The organism is Heliophilum fasciatum (assembly GCF_004341395.1).
In the GTDB taxonomy this organism is placed as follows: domain Bacteria; phylum Bacillota; class Desulfitobacteriia; order Heliobacteriales; family Heliobacteriaceae; genus Heliophilum; species Heliophilum fasciatum.
Genome location: NZ_SLXT01000008.1, coordinates 17,943 through 33,519, shown reverse-complemented (window position 1 = coordinate 33,519; position 15,577 = coordinate 17,943). Strand labels below are relative to the sequence as shown.

At 52.6% G+C, this 15,577-nt stretch carries 18 protein-coding genes, 1 pseudogene and 1 other annotated feature; of the genes and pseudogenes, 2 read left to right on the top strand and 17 right to left on the bottom strand.

Annotation, left to right across the window (positions count from 1 at the left end):
- Positions 1–119: 119 nt before the first annotated feature.
- The 17 genes and pseudogenes from rplL to EDD73_RS05660 all read right to left on the bottom strand — a co-directional run bounded on the left by rplL (position 120) and on the right by EDD73_RS05660 (position 14,316).
- Positions 120–494, bottom strand: a complete 375-nt coding sequence (gene rplL / locus EDD73_RS05740) for a 50S ribosomal protein L7/L12 (RefSeq protein ID WP_131918825.1) — start codon at positions 492–494, stop codon at positions 120–122.
- Positions 495–576: 82 nt separating this feature from the next.
- Positions 577–1,107: a 50S ribosomal protein L10 gene (gene rplJ / locus EDD73_RS05735; protein WP_131918824.1), complete on the bottom strand. Its 531-nt coding sequence runs from the start codon at positions 1,105–1,107 to the stop codon at positions 577–579.
- 23 nt (positions 1,108–1,130) lie between these two features.
- Positions 1,131–1,305: a sequence feature (ribosomal protein L10 leader region), on the bottom strand.
- A gap of 47 nt (positions 1,306–1,352) precedes the next feature.
- Positions 1,353–2,063 carry a 50S ribosomal protein L1 gene (gene rplA, locus EDD73_RS05730; RefSeq protein ID WP_131918823.1) on the bottom strand — a complete coding sequence of 237 codons (711 nt, stop codon included), beginning with the start codon at positions 2,061–2,063 and terminating at the stop codon, positions 1,353–1,355.
- 85 nt (positions 2,064–2,148) lie between these two features.
- Positions 2,149–2,574, bottom strand: coding sequence for a 50S ribosomal protein L11 (rplK, locus tag EDD73_RS05725; RefSeq protein WP_131918822.1), 426 nt, complete (start codon positions 2,572–2,574; stop codon positions 2,149–2,151).
- Between the two features lie 79 nt (positions 2,575–2,653).
- Positions 2,654–3,181 (bottom strand): transcription termination/antitermination protein NusG, encoded by a 528-nt coding sequence (gene nusG / locus EDD73_RS05720; RefSeq protein WP_131918821.1) that lies wholly within the window; start codon positions 3,179–3,181, stop codon positions 2,654–2,656.
- Positions 3,182–3,526, bottom strand: a complete 345-nt coding sequence (secE, locus tag EDD73_RS05715; protein WP_165876347.1) for a preprotein translocase subunit SecE — start codon at positions 3,524–3,526, stop codon at positions 3,182–3,184.
- A 52-nt stretch (positions 3,527–3,578) separates the two neighbouring features.
- Positions 3,579–3,728 (bottom strand): 50S ribosomal protein L33, encoded by a 150-nt coding sequence (gene rpmG, locus EDD73_RS05710; RefSeq protein WP_131918819.1) that lies wholly within the window; start codon positions 3,726–3,728, stop codon positions 3,579–3,581.
- Between the two features lie 259 nt (positions 3,729–3,987).
- A pseudogene (gene sigH / locus EDD73_RS05705) lies at positions 3,988–4,620 on the bottom strand (RNA polymerase sporulation sigma factor SigH); the annotation flags it as partial.
- 182 nt (positions 4,621–4,802) lie between these two features.
- Positions 4,803–5,309, bottom strand: coding sequence for an NYN domain-containing protein (locus EDD73_RS05700; protein ID WP_131918817.1), 507 nt, complete (start codon positions 5,307–5,309; stop codon positions 4,803–4,805).
- A 6-nt stretch (positions 5,310–5,315) separates the two neighbouring features.
- Positions 5,316–6,752: a 23S rRNA (guanosine(2251)-2'-O)-methyltransferase RlmB gene (gene rlmB / locus EDD73_RS15210; RefSeq protein ID WP_243116811.1), complete on the bottom strand. Its 1,437-nt coding sequence runs from the start codon at positions 6,750–6,752 to the stop codon at positions 5,316–5,318.
- Between the two features lies 1 nt (position 6,753).
- Positions 6,754–7,443 carry an FAD-dependent thymidylate synthase gene (thyX, locus tag EDD73_RS05690; RefSeq protein ID WP_131918816.1) on the bottom strand — a complete coding sequence of 230 codons (690 nt, stop codon included), beginning with the start codon at positions 7,441–7,443 and terminating at the stop codon, positions 6,754–6,756.
- Complete coding sequence (locus EDD73_RS05685; RefSeq protein ID WP_243116810.1) at positions 7,433–7,894, bottom strand: Mini-ribonuclease 3; 462 nt, start codon at positions 7,892–7,894, stop codon at positions 7,433–7,435. The genes thyX and EDD73_RS05685 overlap by 11 nt, the downstream gene beginning before the upstream one ends.
- Positions 7,879–9,318, bottom strand: a complete 1,440-nt coding sequence (gene cysS / locus EDD73_RS05680) for a cysteine--tRNA ligase (protein WP_131918815.1) — start codon at positions 9,316–9,318, stop codon at positions 7,879–7,881. The genes EDD73_RS05685 and cysS overlap by 16 nt, the downstream gene beginning before the upstream one ends.
- Positions 9,260–9,970: a serine O-acetyltransferase gene (gene cysE / locus EDD73_RS05675; protein WP_131918814.1), complete on the bottom strand. Its 711-nt coding sequence runs from the start codon at positions 9,968–9,970 to the stop codon at positions 9,260–9,262. Before cysE ends, cysS begins: the two co-directional genes overlap by 59 nt.
- 359 nt (positions 9,971–10,329) lie before the next feature.
- On the bottom strand, positions 10,330–11,802 hold the full coding sequence (gene gltX / locus EDD73_RS05670; RefSeq protein WP_131918813.1) for a glutamate--tRNA ligase: 1,473 nt from the start codon (positions 11,800–11,802) through the stop codon (positions 10,330–10,332).
- Between the two features lie 59 nt (positions 11,803–11,861).
- A complete protein-coding gene (gene ispD, locus EDD73_RS05665) occupies positions 11,862–13,112 on the bottom strand; it encodes a 2-C-methyl-D-erythritol 4-phosphate cytidylyltransferase (protein ID WP_243116809.1) in 1,251 nt (416 codons plus the stop codon).
- Entirely contained in the window at positions 13,105–14,316 is a 1,212-nt protein-coding gene (locus EDD73_RS05660; RefSeq protein ID WP_131918812.1) for a PIN/TRAM domain-containing protein, read from the bottom strand. The genes ispD and EDD73_RS05660 overlap by 8 nt, the downstream gene beginning before the upstream one ends.
- A 236-nt stretch (positions 14,317–14,552) precedes the next feature.
- Here EDD73_RS05660 and EDD73_RS05655 point away from each other — a divergent pair, with 236 nt between their 5' ends.
- Together EDD73_RS05655 and EDD73_RS05650 are read left to right on the top strand one after the other, a co-directional pair.
- Positions 14,553–14,948 carry a nucleoside triphosphate pyrophosphohydrolase family protein gene (locus EDD73_RS05655; RefSeq protein WP_131918811.1) on the top strand — a complete coding sequence of 132 codons (396 nt, stop codon included), beginning with the start codon at positions 14,553–14,555 and terminating at the stop codon, positions 14,946–14,948.
- Positions 14,949–15,156: 208 nt separating this feature from the next.
- Positions 15,157–15,576, top strand: a complete 420-nt coding sequence (locus EDD73_RS05650; protein WP_131918810.1) for a hypothetical protein — start codon at positions 15,157–15,159, stop codon at positions 15,574–15,576.
- Position 15,577 lies beyond the last annotated feature (1 nt).

Sequence of the window (15,577 nt, the reverse complement as noted above, 5' to 3'; positions counted from 1 at the left end):
CGATCGCAATTTATAACGTTACCACTGAAGTTATACTTTGTCAATAGATGCAAGCGAGTCTAATGATAAAAAAACAGGACGGGATAGGCCCGCCCTGTTTTTCATGTCGACAGGGTGAATTACTTCACTTCGACAGTAGCGCCAGCTTCGACCAGTTTGGCTTTGACGGCTTCGGCGTCTTCTTTGCTGACTTTTTCTTTGACGGCTTTCGGTGCGCCATCGACGAGGTCTTTGGCTTCTTTCAGGCCGAGACCGGTGATTTCGCGAACGACTTTGATGACGTTGACTTTTTTGTCGCCAGCAGCGGTGAGGATAACGTCGAATTCAGTTTGCTCTTCAACAACTGCAGCAGCGGCAGCAGGAGCAGCAGCAGCGACAGCGACAGGAGCAGCGGCGGATACGCCAAATTCTTCTTCGAAAGCTTTAACCAGTTCGGCCAGTTCAACAACGGTGAGGCCTTTCACCGCTTCGATAATTTCAGCGATTTTACTCATGGTAAGCGATTCCTCCATATTTTTATTCTTTCATTAGTTAGCCTACATTGTTAGGCACTTAGGTACAGTAACGCAGCGGCGCTTAGGCGCTTTCGCGTTGTTTGCGGAGGTCTTCCAGCGCGTATGCAAACTTGCGGATCGGACCTTGCAGGACGTTGACCAGACCGACCAAGGGACCTTGGATACCGGCCAGCACTTGGGCCAAGAGGACTTCGCGCGGCGGCAGGTCGGCCAATACTTTGACCTCGTCAGCCGTAATCACTTTACCGTCGATGATACCGGCTTTGATCTCATACTCTTTGCCCTTGATGTTTTTCAAGAACTCGGAGATGATTTTCGCTGCGGACACGGGATCGTTCATGCTGAACGCAATTGCCGTCGGACCGGCCAGATAGGTATCCAGGCCCTCAATTCCGACTTGTTTGGCAGCAATCCCTAACAACGTGTTTTTGCAAACGCTCAGTTCAACACCGGCTGCACGCAGTTTGGAGCGCAGTTGGGTCGCTTCCGCAACGGTCATGCCTTTCAGGTTGACCAAGACACAAGATTGTGCTTTTTGCAGTTTCTCTTGTAACTCAGCTATGGCAGCAACTTTTTCAGGTTTATACGTCATGTGGGTAGTTTCACCCCCTTTGTTGGGTAAGCAAAAAACCTCTGCTGTAAACAGCAGAGGTTTGAAGACAAAAGGATATCAAGAGAAAAGCAAAATACTTTTCTTTTCATTTACCCAATCATCCACCTCGGCAGGCGCTTCGGCCTTCGGTCGTATTGCTACGACACCTGCTGTCTACAGCGGGGCTTGCTATATCGTTGGTAACGGATGCTAGTATAGTACATAACACCCGATCTTGTCAAGGCTTACTGTTGTACCTGCACCGCATGTGGTTTGAGCGGATTGATACGCACGCCAGGGCTCATGGTTGAAGAAACAGTGATGCTCTTCACGTATTGCCCTTTGGCTGCTGCCGGTTTGGCTTTGAGCAGCACGTCCAGCAGCGTCTGGTAGTTTTCCAGAAGCTTTTGCGTATCAAAGGAGATTTTGCCGATCGGTGCATGAATGATACCGGTTTTATCAACACGGTACTCGATCTTACCGGCTTTGATCTCTTGCAATGCCCGAGTGACATCAAAAGTGACCGTTCCGGTTTTCGGGTTCGGCATCAAGCCTTTGGGTCCCAAAAGACGACCGAGTTTACCGACCATGCCCATGACATCCGGAGTAGCAACGGCGACATCAAAGTCGAACCAGCCGCCCTGGATTTTTTCAATGAGGTCTTCGGCGCCAACAACATCAGCACCGGCTGCCTCTGCTTCTTTTGCTTTGTCCCCTTTGGCAAAGACAACGACTTTTTGGGTCTTGCCGGTGCCATGGGGGAGAACAACGGCGCCGCGGATCATTTGATCAGCATGGCGCGGATCGACACCAAGCCGGAAAGCGGCTTCGACGGTCTCGTCAAATTTGGCTTTGGCCATTTGTTTGACAAGGCCAACAGCCTCAGGCGCTTCATATACTTCATCGATTTGATACAGCTTCAGGCTGTCAGTGTACTTTTTGCCGTGTTTGGCCATGGGTCTTCCTCCTTGTGGTTTTGGCGAAAGCGCTGCTTTCTCCCACGTACTTATCGCCGCCAAGGCGGCTTATCTGGTTTGGCGGTTAGCCTTCGATTTCGATACCCATGCTGCGAGCGGTGCCTTCGATCATGCTCATCGCGGCTTCAATGCTGGCTGCATTGAGGTCTTTCATTTTCAGTTCCGCGATTTCTTTGACTTTCGCACGGCCGACTTTGCCAACTTTTTTCTTGTTGGGGGTGCCGGAAGCCGTTTCGATACCGGCTGCTTTTTTGAGCAACACAGCAGCGGGCGGCGTTTTGGTGATAAAGGTAAAGGAGCGATCCTCATAGACGGTGATTTCAACCGGGATGATCAGTCCTGCTTGGGCTGCCGTTTGCTCGTTGTATTGCTTACAAAAAGCCATAATGTTCACGCCGTGTTGACCGAGCGCCGGACCTACGGGAGGTGCCGGGTTCGCCTTACCGGCTGGACACTGTAACTTCACAACTGCAACTACTTTTTTTGCCATGGTGGAATGCCACCTCCTTTGATTGGTATGGTCATTTCTTCGTTAGGGTTTTATGAGCAAAAAGCTGCATCTATCGTGATTAGGACAGTTTCTCCACTTGGGCAAAGTCGAGCTCTACCGGTGTTTCCCGTCCGAACATAGATACAAGTACTTTCAGCTTGCCTTTTTCAGGTTGAATACCTTCAATGGTACCCACAAAATTTTGAAAAGGGCCGTTGTTGACACGCACGTTTTGCCCTAATTCAAATTCTATCTTCGTACGCGCTTCCTCGAGACCCATGGTCTTGAGGATATAGGATACCTCTCCCGCTTGCAACGGGATTGGTTTGGTGCCGGTGCCGACAAAGCCGGTCACCCCTGGTGTGTTGCGAACCACATACCAGGAATCGTCGGTCATGATCATCTCGACGAGCACATAGCCTGGAAACACCTTGCGCTTCGTAACTTTACGCTTACCGTTTTTGAGTTCCACTTCATCTTCCATGGGAACCATGATCCGAAAGATCTTGTCCTCCATGTTCATGGATTCAACACGGCGCTCAAGGTTCGCTTTGACTTTGTTTTCATACCCAGAATAGGTATGAATGACGTACCATTGCTTTTCCATCTATTTAATTACCTGCTTTAAAGCAAGACCGAGTGCTGAATCAATGACAAAAATCAGGGCAGCCACAACCACGACAGACGCCAGTACGACACCGGTATAGGTGACGACTTCGTCCTTCGTCGGCCAGTGCACTTTTTTTACTTCGCTGACTACACCTTTGGCGAAATTCTTGCTTTTTGCTTTGTCGCTACTAGCCGGCACCGGTTTTTTCGCCGATTCCGTTTTTTTTGCGACATCTTTCGCCGGTTCTGCTTTCTTGACCGTTTCTTTGGTGGAGACAGCTTTCGCCTGCAAATCTCCTTTTTCGGTCCGCTCCGGCCTATCTAGTTTTTTGAGTTCGCCCACAAGGAATCCCTTCCTTTGATTGAAGCGCTGCAAAACCGTGCGAAAAAAGACCCTACTTCGTCTCTTTGTGAGCCGTGTGGGTCTTGCACCACTTACAGTACTTTTTCACTTCCAGACGATCTGGATCGTTTTTCTTGTTTTTGTTGGTCATATAGTTTCGGCGTTTGCACTCGGTGCAAGCCAGGGTAACCCCTACGCGCATATTCGACACCTCCCCTGTTGCTTTCGGAAAGCCACCCGTTACAGTGGTCTATTTTTACCCATTACCTTGCCGATTCTATCATAGCTATATGCACTTGTCAACAACGTACCCGGGCGGTTTGTGAGAAAACAAAAACCACCCGGCGCCGGGTGGATGAATCGCTCGCTTATTGGTCAATTGCTTCTTTGGAAAAAAGCCGCATTTCCCGTTCGACACATCGTTCTTTGCTGGCCCCGATTTCACCGGGTCCTCGTTCTTCATCACGATTTTCTAAGTATTTTTCTAATTTTCGTTTGACCCGCTGCAACGCATTGTCGATCGACTTCACATGGCGTTTCAGATCAATGGCGATCTCCTGATAGGATTTACCCTCCAGATAGGACATAAGTACTTTCCACTCGAGGGAGCTAAGGATCTCACCCATTTTTTCTTCGATGTCGTCGAATTCCTCTCGGCTGATGATCAGTTCTTCCGGATCGGTAATTTTCGTACCGGAGATCACATCGAGCAGTGTGCGATCGGAATCTTCATCATAGATTGGTTTGTTCAATGAAACGTAGGAATTCAACGGAATGTGCTTTTGTCTTGTAGCAGTCTTAATCGCTGTGATAATTTGGCGCGTAATGCATAGCTCTGCAAATGCGCGAAACGAGGAAAGCTTGTCGCATCGAAAATCGCGAATCGCTTTGTATAGACCGATCATGCCTTCTTGAATGATGTCTTCCCGATCGGCACCAATAAGAAAATAGGACCGCGCTTTGGCACGGACAAAATTCTTATACTTGTTGATCAAGAACTCTATCGCTTCTTCACGACCGTCTTTGGCCATTTCTACGATACGCTCATCGACGAGCTGTTCCAGATCTTCCACCACTTCTTTTCGCGCCAACATACTCACGCCAATCGCCCCCACCATCTGAATAGCCCATCAAAACGCCAGTCCCCACGATATTCATCTAAGCGCCTGGATGGGTCCAGGCAGGTTTGTCCCCATGCAACGATATTATTATACCTGAAGGGCTTTTTGAGCGTCAAGGACTCCTGTGGTCCATTGATTCCCTTTTCAGCGGTTGTTTAGCCACCACGTCGCATTTTTTCCAGTTTTTGACGAACCGAGTCTTCAATTCGTCCGTCTAAGCGGATGTCACGCAAATCCCGTGGTAGTCGTTGCTTTTTTTCCACCATGCTGGATTGAACTTGTGTATATAACTCACGAATCGGCATCCGGCAGGCGCCTTTGCCCAGGGCCATCGCTTGTTCAACGCCGTCACCGGTCGCCACCCACACATGGGTTCGCAAGGGGCGACGGCCTAACCATCGTTCAATAAAACGATCGGCCGTTTCGTGTTCGCGCGTGAAGACGACGGTGAGATGGGCTTTTTTCTCCACGCGCTCTTGCCCCCCGCGTACCAAATGGGCATCAAACACCACGATCATCTGGATCGAACGGAGCGCTGCATATTCCTCCAGAATCTCAAGGAACTTATCCCGGGCATGCTCAAAATTGGTTTTGCGCAAGGAATGGAGGGATGGCCACGCATTTAATGCATTGTAGCCATCCACCAGTATCAATTCTTTCATGGCGCATCAGGTCGTTGATGCAGGTGAGGTCGCTTTTTGATTTTGCTGGCGTGCCCGTTCATACATCAACAGGGCACCGGCGACGGACGCATTGAGCGAGGAGACTTGCCCGGCCATGGGTATGGCCACGAGAAAATCACACTTCTCCTGCAGGAGCCGCGATACGCCTTTGCCTTCGCCGCCAACGACGATGGCCACGGGCCCGGTGAAATCCTGGGCATGATAGGGCGCTGGCGCTTCACTGTCGCTGCCGATCACCCAAAGACCTTGTTCTTTTAGATAGGCCACGGTTTGCACTAAGTTGGTCACTCGGGCAATCGGAATATGCTCAATCGCACCGGCCGCTGCTTTGGCTACGGTGCTGGTCAGGGCGACGCCGCGACGCTTCGGTAAGATCACACCGTGCACACCGGCGCATTCAGCGGTGCGTAAAAGGGCGCCTACATTGTGGGGATCTTCCATGCCGTCCAGGATGAGGACAAAGGGTGCTTCGCCACGGCTTTGGGCACGCTCCAGGATGGTTTCCACTTCCACATAAGGAACAGGCGCAACTTGCGCCATCACGCCTTGGTGTCCCCGTGACGGTGCTTGGGCATCTAGTGCTCGGCGGTCCACTTCCGTGATCGGTATCCCTTTGTCACGGGCGACGGCCAGAATTTCCCGCATTGAACCTTCCTGTACGCCTTTGGCAACAAAAAGCCGGTTGACCGGCCGTCCTGCTTTGAGCGCAGCCAGAACAGGATGACGACCTTCCAGCAGATCTTCCCGTTGTTCTTCTTCGTTGGTTTCCACCGCAGGGCGCACAGGAACACCCGAGCCATCGATGACCGGCCGGGTAGTGCGCCGAGGCGCAAAGGTTTCCCGTGATTCTTCCCGAGCGAACTCGTCGCGGGGCATGATCCGCCGTGAAGGCGCGCCCTCACGACGCTCTTCTGTGCCTTTATAGGGGCGTTTTTCGCCGCGGCCAAAGTCAGTACGGCCACTGCTTTGACGCCGTTCTTCCGGCGCTCCCGTTGGTTTGAACCGCGGTCCGCGCCGCTCGTCCCGCTCGCCCCAGGAGCGTTCAGCAGGGCCCTCGCTGCGTGAGCCATAGGGTTTATCACCGCGGGTACCAAAGGGCTTTTCACCGCGAGCGTTAAAAGGCTTCTCGCCACGACTACCGTAGGGTTTTTCGCTGCCCGCACCGTAGGGCTTTTCGCTACGCCCGCCGTAAGGCTTTTCACTTCGGTTGCCATAGGGCTTTTCATTGCTGGCACCGTAGGGCTTTTCGCTGCGCCCGCCGTAAGGCTTTTCACTCCGGTTGCCATAGGGCTTTTCATTGCCGGCACCGTACGGTTTTTCACTACGCCCGCCGTAAGGCTTTTCACTCCGAAATGATCCTGCGGGCTTCGAAAAACTGGATTTTTTGCCCTGACCGAATGCTTTGTTGTGTTCTCTTTTCATCTTACTTTGGCGCCCTTTCTTTCATGCGCTTAGCCTCAAGATATCCGCAGGTCATGGCCCCTTCCGGGCACGTCCCGCTGGTCTCACAGGGTGCACCGGCCCCGGTAAACAGGGCAGGGGCTACTTCCTTCACTTGGGCCAGCATCTTCTCGGCCAATTCCCGGATTTCCCACTGCGCTCGCCGACAGAGGCGGTGGGCAAAAAAGTTGTGTAAACTGCGTGTATTCATGGAACATACAATGGCCGTCGTACAGGCATTGGGCAGGACATAGCGAGCGTCTTCCGGTGGCACGACGGTGGCCAATTCTGCATAGGCCCGGGCAATCTCGTCCATCAAGCGAACAAACTTCGCCTGCCCCTCAGGCGATTGGGCAATGCGCGGCGGCACCACATAGTCAAAGTCCGTCTCGCGCACATAACGCTGCGATCGCTGGCTGTAACTGGCGATGCGATGGCGTACCAGTTGGTGGCTTGTGGCCCGGGAGATGCCACTGATGGCGAAAGTAAAATTGGCATGTTCAAAGGGCGACAAGTGCCCCATCGAAGCGAGCTTATCGACAAGGGCGCCTGTCTTGGCACTGTCCATCCCCGCCAGCAGATCTTGTGGATCATCGGCGGAGTAGCAAAGGCGGGCCGCTGCGGCAACGACGCTTTCCGGCATGGTGGTATGAGCAATCAGTTTAACGTCCATGGATTTCTCCTTTTCGGTCCGCCGCCCCCGCCATTTCCTCCAAATAGGGGCGAATGCATTCCAGTCGCTCCGGCAATGTCAAGGACCAGTAGCCCACAAGGCATTCAAAACCGGTGGCGCGCCGGTACGTAGCAATATCGGTCGAGGCGGGGCAACGGCCGGAATTGGCGTTGCGCCCGCGACGGACCCAGTCTTTTTCCGTTTCATCGAGTTGCGGTTCCAGCCAGCGGAGCAGTTGATCTTGGGCATTGGCACAGACCAACCGAACCGCCTGGCGATGCAGTTCATTGACCTTGACTAGCCCCGCATCAATCAAAAACCGGCGCACAAATACCTCGTAATAGGCATCACCCAAATAAGCCATAGCCAGCGGGGAAGGAAAATCCGCCGGTGCCTTGTGGGCCGTCCGGTTCACCGTTTCCGCTTTTTCCATGACTACGCTTTGAGCCAACGGGTGCCTTGCGGTGTATCTTCCATGACGATGCCCACTTCTTTTAAGCCGTCACGGATCGCATCGGCCGTCGCCCAGTCTTTCTTTTGCCGCGCTTCCGCCCGTAAACGCAGCACCAAGGCCATCACACCCTCCAGCAGCTTCGTCTCTTGCTCATCTTTTACGTTATCCACAGTAACCTCCTCCAATCCCAGCACCTGCATCAAGCGATCAAAGGTTTCGGCGGCAGCGGTAAGGACGGTCTCGCCACCGCCCTGGTTTTGCTGCGTAAATACATTGATCTCTTTGGCTAAATCAAACAAATGCGAGATCGCCAGGGCCGTATTAAAGTCATCATCCATGGCCGCCTGGAACCCGGCTTGTGCTTGATCGACGCTTTGCTGTAATGCTTGAATGGCTTCCTCTTTGGCCGGTGCACCTTGACCGGACGCCAGCGCTTCCGTCAACAAGCGGCGGCTCGTGCGCAACCGTTGCAAACTCCGTTGCGCCGTGGCGAGCTTGGTATCATCAAAGTCCAGGGGACTGCGATAATGGGTCGCCAACAAGTAATAGCGCACCACATCGCCGGGAAACTTGGCCAGGATCTGACGAAGCGTAAAGAAATTCCCCAGCGATTTGGACATCTTTTCTTGATTGATCGTAATAAAACCGTTATGCAGCCAGTACTTTGCCATATTTTCCGCACCGGAACAGGCTTCGGACTGGGCGATCTCATTTTCATGGTGGGGAAAAATCAAATCTTGACCGCCGCCGTGAATGTCGAACTGTTGCCCGAGGTATTTTTCCGACATGGCCGAGCATTCAATATGCCAGCCGGGGCGCCCCGGCCCCCAGGGGCTGGGCCAGGCCGGTTCACCGGGTTTGGCTGCCTTCCATAAGGCAAAATCCATGGGATGGCCTTTGCGGGCATCCACATCGACTCGGGCGCCGGCGATCATATCATCCATCGCCCGCCCCGACAGTTTGCCGTACGATGGGAAACTGGGAATCGAAAAATAAACATCACCATCGACGACGTAGGCATGATTTTTTTCGACAAGCTGCTCAATCATGGTGATGATTTCTTGCAGGTGCCCGCTGACTTTGGGCTGAATCGTGGCCGGCCGCACACGCAGCGCTGCCGCATCGGTAAAATACTCGCCAATATATCGCTCCGCCAGTGCCAGCGGATCTTCGCCACGCTCCTGGGCTCGATTGATGATTTTGTCATCAATGTCGGTAAAGTTCTGCACATAGGTCACTTGATATCCGATCGACTCCAAATAGCGACGCATCGTATCAAAGACAACGAGCGGGCGGGCATTGCCTAGATGAATAAGATCATAGGTCGTCGGTCCGCAGACATACATGCCTACTTTGCCAGGATTACGCGGAACAAATGTTTCTTTCTTGCGACCGAGCGTGTTGTAGATCCGGAGACTCATGTTCTGTTCCCTCCAATTGAGCGATGCGATCTTCAAGTTGATTGATTTTACGCTGTAAACAAAAAATCATTTCGGCCATCGGATCGGCAAGATCTTGATTCAGGTCGATCGGATCGTGCACACCGCGAACCTTCACGCCTTCCCGCACGACAATTTTGCCGGGTACCCCGACGACAGTACAGTTGGGTGGTACCGGCCGCAAGACGACCGAACCAGAACCGATTTTTACATTGTCGCCGATCGTGATGGAACCAAGCACGCGGGCACCGGAAGAAACGACGACATTATTGCCAATCGTCGGATGCCGTTTGCCTTGTTCTTTGCCGGTGCCGCCTAAGGTCACGCCTTGATAAATGGTCACATTATCACCGACTTCCGCCGTCTCCCCGATAACGACGCCCGAGCCATGATCAATAAACAAGCCTTCGCCGATCACGGCCCCGGGATGGATCTCAATCCCCGTTAAAAAACGGCTGACCTGAGAGATAAAGCGCGCCAGCACGACCCACTTCTTCTTGTAGAGCCAATGGGCTACACGGTGGAGTAAAATGGCGTGAAACCCCGGATAGCAGAGCACAATCTCCCAGACTGACCGCGCTGCCGGATCCCGTTCAAAGATCACTTGTAAGTCCTTGCGTATACGTGCTAACACAAGCATGCCTCCTTCACGCTGATTCCGTCTAAAGACAAAAAACCCCGCCTCGTCCGAAGACAGAGGCAAGGTTCTCGCGGTTCCACTCTGCTTGGCATCGCTTGATGATGCCATCTTAGGCAAGTGACAGGCACTTGCAGCTGATAACGTAGCTCACACGGCCAGACCTACTTTTCGTTTCAGTCTGACAACTCCCGGACGCACTCCTGTCGAACTTTCCTTAGGCGGCTTTCAGCCACGTCCGCCCTCTCTGGCCAGGAACCTTCGACAGTCCTTCCGCTCTTTGTCTTTGCGTTATTGGATGAGCAATTCTCAGAATCACCTAGTGTCATTATACGGGCAATACCCGATCTCGTCAATCAAAGGGCCAGACCGGCTTCAGCGGCAGTCGTACGCACCCGCACCTCAGCCACGTGACTGCCCAGTGCCGGGATCAGGAAATGCAATTCCGGACCGTGCATCTGGCCGGTTAAGGCCACGCGAACCGGCATAAAGACCTTGCGGCCAGTATGCTTGGTTTCCTTGCCGATCTCTTTGAAAATCGCTTTGATCGTTCCCGGTTCCAAAGCCCGACCATCGGTGAGTTTTTGTAGGAACGCTTGCAAAACGACCGGCACTTGTTCTTCCGCCAGTACCGCTTTGGCTTCTTCGCTTTCAAACTGAACAGTTTCACCGAAAAAGAGCGGTGCCATGGTGGTTACTTCACCGAGATTGACCAGCTTCTCTTGAATGGCTTGCACCATCAAGCCGACTTTTTGGACCATCACTTCATCGGGCTCGGCCGGTACATAGCCCGCTTCGATTAAGAAGGGCAACGCCAGATCGCGGATGCGCTCCGGTGCCGCCTGGCGGATATACATCCCGTTGAGCCAGTTGAGCTTATCGGCATCGAAAACAGCCGGGCTTTTCGCAACGCGCTCCAAGGAGAACTGCTCGCAAAGCGCTTCCAGCGAAAAAATCTCTTCTTCTCCGGCCGGCGACCAGCCCAGCAAAACGAGGAAATTGATCAGCGCTTCCGGCAGGTAGCCTTGGGACTGGTACGCCACAACCGACGTAGAGCCATGGCGTTTGCTCATCTTCGAGCGATCTTTGCCTAGAATCAACGATACATGGGCAAAGCGCGGCTGTTTGAGACCTAAGGCCTCATAGATCAACACTTGCCGCGGCGTGTTGGAGAGATGTTCCTCACCACGAACGACGTGGGTAATATCCATCAACGCGTCGTCGATGACGACAGCAAAGTTATATGTCGGGATCCCGTCGGATTTGACGATGATAAAGTCACCGATGCCTTCGCATTCAAACGTCACTTGTCCCCGCACCTGATCGTCGATGACCACAGCCCCTTCATCGGGCACACGAAAGCGCAGGACCGGCCGGCGGCCTTCCGCTTGGTACCGTTGTTCATCGTCCGGTGTCAAGCAACGGCATTTACCGCTGTAGCGAGGCAGTTCCCCTTTTTCACTGAAGGCTTGCCGTTCCGCTTCCAGCTCTTCTTCCGAGCAGTAGCAGCGATAGGCTTTGCCGGCAGCGATCAACTTATCCGCCGCATCTCGATAGGTGTTCAGTCGCTCGGTTTGGCGATATGGTGCATGAGGCCCGCCGACACGAACGCCTTCATCCCAGGTGATGCCCAGCCAGGCCAGGGAGTCAAGAATGTTTTCCTCACTTTCCCGAGACGAGCGCTCCAGATCGGTATCTTCAATGCGGACAATAAACTGCCCTCCGGTGCGGCGGGCCAGCAAATAGTTAAACAATGCCGACCGTGCCCCGCCAATATGCAAAGGGCCGGTGGGGCTTGGTGCAAAACGAACGCGAACCTGTTCTGTCATGTTCAAACTCCCTTATGATAACTCATTCTTTATTATCTTCAACTACATTGATCTCACGGTTACATTGATCGCACGGTCGCCACCGCATAAGCGGCGATACCTTCTCCGGTGCCGGTGAACCCCAGACCTTCGGTCGTGGTCGCTTTAACATTGATGCGGGAGGGCTCAACACCGATTGTCGCAGCGATGCCCGCGACCATTTCCGGAATATAAGGCGCCAATTTCGGGCGCTGCGCCACGATGGTGGCATCCACTTGCTGTACCCTCATATTGGCTTGACGCAGCTTATCTACAACGACCGATAGGAGCATCATGCTGGAAGCACCTTTGTAGGTAGGGTCACTGTCGGGAAAATGGCGACCGATATCGCCCATGCCGGCAGCGCCCAGAATGGCATCTTTGATTGCATGGAGCAACACATCGGCATCGGAATGGCCCAACAGCCCCAGATGATAGGGGATCGTGACTCCACCCAAAATCAACGGGCGCGCTTCGACCAAGCGATGCACATCATAACCTAACCCGACGCGCGGCATCCGCACCGGATCATCCGGAGCCGTTCCGGCTTCACGGGTCGGAGGGGCTAGACGGGACATAACGACCCCGTGGCTTTCCCCGGTCCGCTTAGCGAGTATCGCTTCGGCGATGACCAAGTCTTCCGGCGTCGTCAGTTTCACATTTTCATATTCACCTTCTGCTAAGTACACAGGGTGGCCGGCGCGCTCCATCACCATGGCATCATCGGTAACCGGCGCTTGCCCAAGCCGGTCATAGGCACGAACCAGTTCCCCATAACGGAAAATCTGCGGTGTTTGAATACCGAACAGTTGATCCCGCGTCGGCGTATCGATCACCTCACCCGATGGCGCGGCCTTTTTGATCGTGTCTTTGACGGGAACAGCAGCTACGGCCGAGCCACGCTGGCGGGCACTTTCCAGGCAGCGCGTCAGCATCGCAGACGAAAAAAGCGGCCGTGCCCCGTCGTGCACAGCCACCCATTCGCAACTGTCCATCGCCAACAAGGCCAATCCGGCTCGGACCGAATCACTGCGTTCAGCACCACCGGCTACCAAGCGCACCTGATCGGCCCAACCAAAGCCGGCAATCAGGCCTTCCATATAGGCCAATTCATCTTCAGCAACAACAAGTACGATCGGTGCAAAAGCAGCAGGATGCGTCAAAAATCCCTGCAGGGTCCACCAGATTACCGGTTTCCCCTGCAGCGGTAAAAGAACCTTATTCTTCGGCGCTCCCATGCGCTTGCCCCGCCCGGCGGCCACAATCAATGCCGCACAAGATGGGTTAGACAATCGCGTTCACCTCATTCATGGCCGGTGCAGGCAATTTTTTCGCATCGGCTTTGGGTTTGGCAAAAATCATCCGGCCGGCTGCTGTTTGCAGCACCGAGGTGACGATCACAGAAATCGTTTGGCCCATGAAGCGTTTGCCGCCATCGACAACGATCATCGTACCGTCATCCAAATAGGCCACCCCTTGCCCGAGTTCTTTGCCGTCTTTGACAACTTGAACAACCATTTCTTCGCCAGGCAATACCACCGGCTTCACCGCGTTCGCCAGTTCATTGATATTGAGCACCTTAACACCTTGCAGTTCTGCGACTTTATTAAGGTTATAGTCGTTGGTCACGATATGACTGCCTGTTTCCTGACAAAGGCGAACTAATTTCGAGTCAACTTCCGCAAGATCCTCATAGTCCGTTGGATCGATCTTGACTTTCACGTCCAATTCCTTGCGGATCTTGTTAAGGATATCCAAACCACGACGACCACGATTGCGCTTTAAAAGGTCCGACGAATCAGCGATATGTTGCAGTTCTTCCAGGACAAACGTCGGAATAACCAAGGTACCGTCGATAAATCCGCTCTTGCAGATATCGGCAATACGCCCATCAATGATTACGCTTGTATCCAAGACCTTCATGGCACAACTAAACACCAGTTTTTCTGCTGGTGCAGGCAAACTGGCTCGCTCGTCAGTCGGTAATTCTTTTGCCGTTTCCGTTTCCTTTTCCTTTTCTTTTTGCCCTTCCTTATCTTTGGGCGCCAGTTTCGGCAAAATGTCCAGCAGCAGTTGGACTTCGTCGCGCTTTTTGATCCCCACACGCATGCCTAAATACCCAAGGACCAAGGAAACAAAAACCGAAAGATACCCACCTAACACCGGTAAATTAGATACAGAAGAATCGAGCAGATTGGCAATTAACAAGCCCACGATGACACCAATCGCACCGCCGACCAGTTCATTCATCGGCGTTCGCTGGAGGCGATGCTCCATCCAATTGGTCAACCCAACAAAACGTTTAAGAAAAAATGGAGAAATCAGATACACTAAGATACCAGGAATCACCGTTATAATAGCTAAAAATGAGTGCTTCGCAGGATATCCAGATAAATCAAATACCGGGTTTCCTCCTGCGATAAGATTGTAACCCACCTTAAACCCTACCGCTGCTGCTCCTAACGTAATAACCCATTGCATAATTCTCTGAAACATTATCTCACCTCCTTATTTTTAATATTCTCGGATGGTTTCATTATCATTATACGGGAAAACAATATGAACTGGCAAGGACAATCCATTTTTCACCATTAAATGTCTATCATCCCCTTATGCTCAATCGTGACCCCAATTGCCCTTCCTTTCTTATCCACCCATCCTTGATTGACAATCCCTGGTTAGGGTCGATATAATAGGCTCAAACATCCGAAAAGAGGCAGGTGCATTAACGCATGAAAGACTTGGCATGCCAACAATTTCAGGATACTGTGGCAGATTACCTAATTCGACACCAGAGTATCTTGGATATCCTGTCCAAGTCTCAGGAAGCGAATGCTCGTGTCAATCGGGCTGTCGTAAAAGCGGTAACAGATTGTGGCTGCGTCAGTATCAACGCGGAAAAGTCACCTCTTCCTCCCGATGCATCCTTATCGGACCTCAAACAATTACGCGAAAGCCACCTAAACGGTACCTTGTGTACCAACTGCCGCGATATCATTGAACGCGAACTGGGAAAATCACTCTTCTATCTGACCGCCCTCTGCCACAGTTTAGACCTGGATCTCGCTGACGTTCTCCAAAAAGAACAAAACAAGATTTCGACTTTGCGTATGTTTAATATGACGTAACCAAAGACTCCTTAGATAACGCGATCGCCTGCGGGCTGTCGCGTTTTTTCTTTTTCATTCATTTGAACACAATCAATTGAATAGTTCCTCTTCTATCGGCAAAATCTAAGCACATTCCCGATCAAGTTGTCCTGATCATAACGCATTCAGTTCCCCAGCGAAGGAGGTTCTTCCCCTGACATCTCTCATTCCGCAAGCGCAAATGCCGATGTACATGATCACTCCGCCTGCACCGCAACCAACGCCGCTAAGCATTCCAGCGCAGGCATCACCCGGTTTTTTGGCAACGGCCGGCTCATTGAACTCGCTGGTCGGTTCATCGAGCTCAATGGCCGGTTTATCAGGAATAACGTCTTCTCCAGCGCTTGGTAATCCGTCCCCATCGGAAGCTCCTTGGACACTCACTCCCCCGCAAAATGCGACAACCCACTTAACTGTGACCGACCTTACGCAACTGACCGACTTGTTCATCTTGCTGCTTCATGTCTCCCAAAAATACCAGCGTGATCGCCAGCGGTGCACCGATCTGCAACTGCAAACCACATTAAATCGCGGCATCCAACTGTGTGAACGCCAATATGCTCGCTTGCTGCAACACTGCTGGGGAAGCCCCACCCCTTCCCAGTAAC

Excerpts from the sequence above, each read along its gene's own strand:
- rpmG (WP_131918819.1), bottom strand. The coding sequence starts at position 3,728 with ATGCGCGTAGGGGTTACCCTGGCTTGCACCGAGTGCAAACGCCGAAAC.
- rplL (WP_131918825.1), bottom strand. The coding sequence starts at position 494 with ATGAGTAAAATCGCTGAAATTATCGAAGCGGTGAAAGGCCTCACCGTT.
- gltX (WP_131918813.1), bottom strand. The coding sequence starts at position 11,802 with ATGACAGAACAGGTTCGCGTTCGTTTTGCACCAAGCCCCACCGGCCCT.
- rplK (WP_131918822.1), bottom strand. The coding sequence starts at position 2,574 with ATGGCAAAAAAAGTAGTTGCAGTTGTGAAGTTACAGTGTCCAGCCGGT.
- EDD73_RS05660 (WP_131918812.1), bottom strand. The coding sequence starts at position 14,316 with ATGTTTCAGAGAATTATGCAATGGGTTATTACGTTAGGAGCAGCAGCG.
- rlmB (WP_243116811.1), bottom strand. The coding sequence starts at position 6,752 with ATGAAAAGAGAACACAACAAAGCATTCGGTCAGGGCAAAAAATCCAGT.
- EDD73_RS05655 (WP_131918811.1), top strand. The coding sequence starts at position 14,553 with ATGAAAGACTTGGCATGCCAACAATTTCAGGATACTGTGGCAGATTAC.
- nusG (WP_131918821.1), bottom strand. The coding sequence starts at position 3,181 with ATGGAAAAGCAATGGTACGTCATTCATACCTATTCTGGGTATGAAAAC.
- rplJ (WP_131918824.1), bottom strand. The coding sequence starts at position 1,107 with ATGACGTATAAACCTGAAAAAGTTGCTGCCATAGCTGAGTTACAAGAG.
- cysS (WP_131918815.1), bottom strand. The coding sequence starts at position 9,318 with ATGAGTCTCCGGATCTACAACACGCTCGGTCGCAAGAAAGAAACATTT.
- thyX (WP_131918816.1), bottom strand. The coding sequence starts at position 7,443 with ATGGACGTTAAACTGATTGCTCATACCACCATGCCGGAAAGCGTCGTT.
- rplA (WP_131918823.1), bottom strand. The coding sequence starts at position 2,063 with ATGGCCAAACACGGCAAAAAGTACACTGACAGCCTGAAGCTGTATCAA.
- EDD73_RS05650 (WP_131918810.1), top strand. The coding sequence starts at position 15,157 with ATGTACATGATCACTCCGCCTGCACCGCAACCAACGCCGCTAAGCATT.
- EDD73_RS05700 (WP_131918817.1), bottom strand. The coding sequence starts at position 5,309 with ATGAAAGAATTGATACTGGTGGATGGCTACAATGCATTAAATGCGTGG.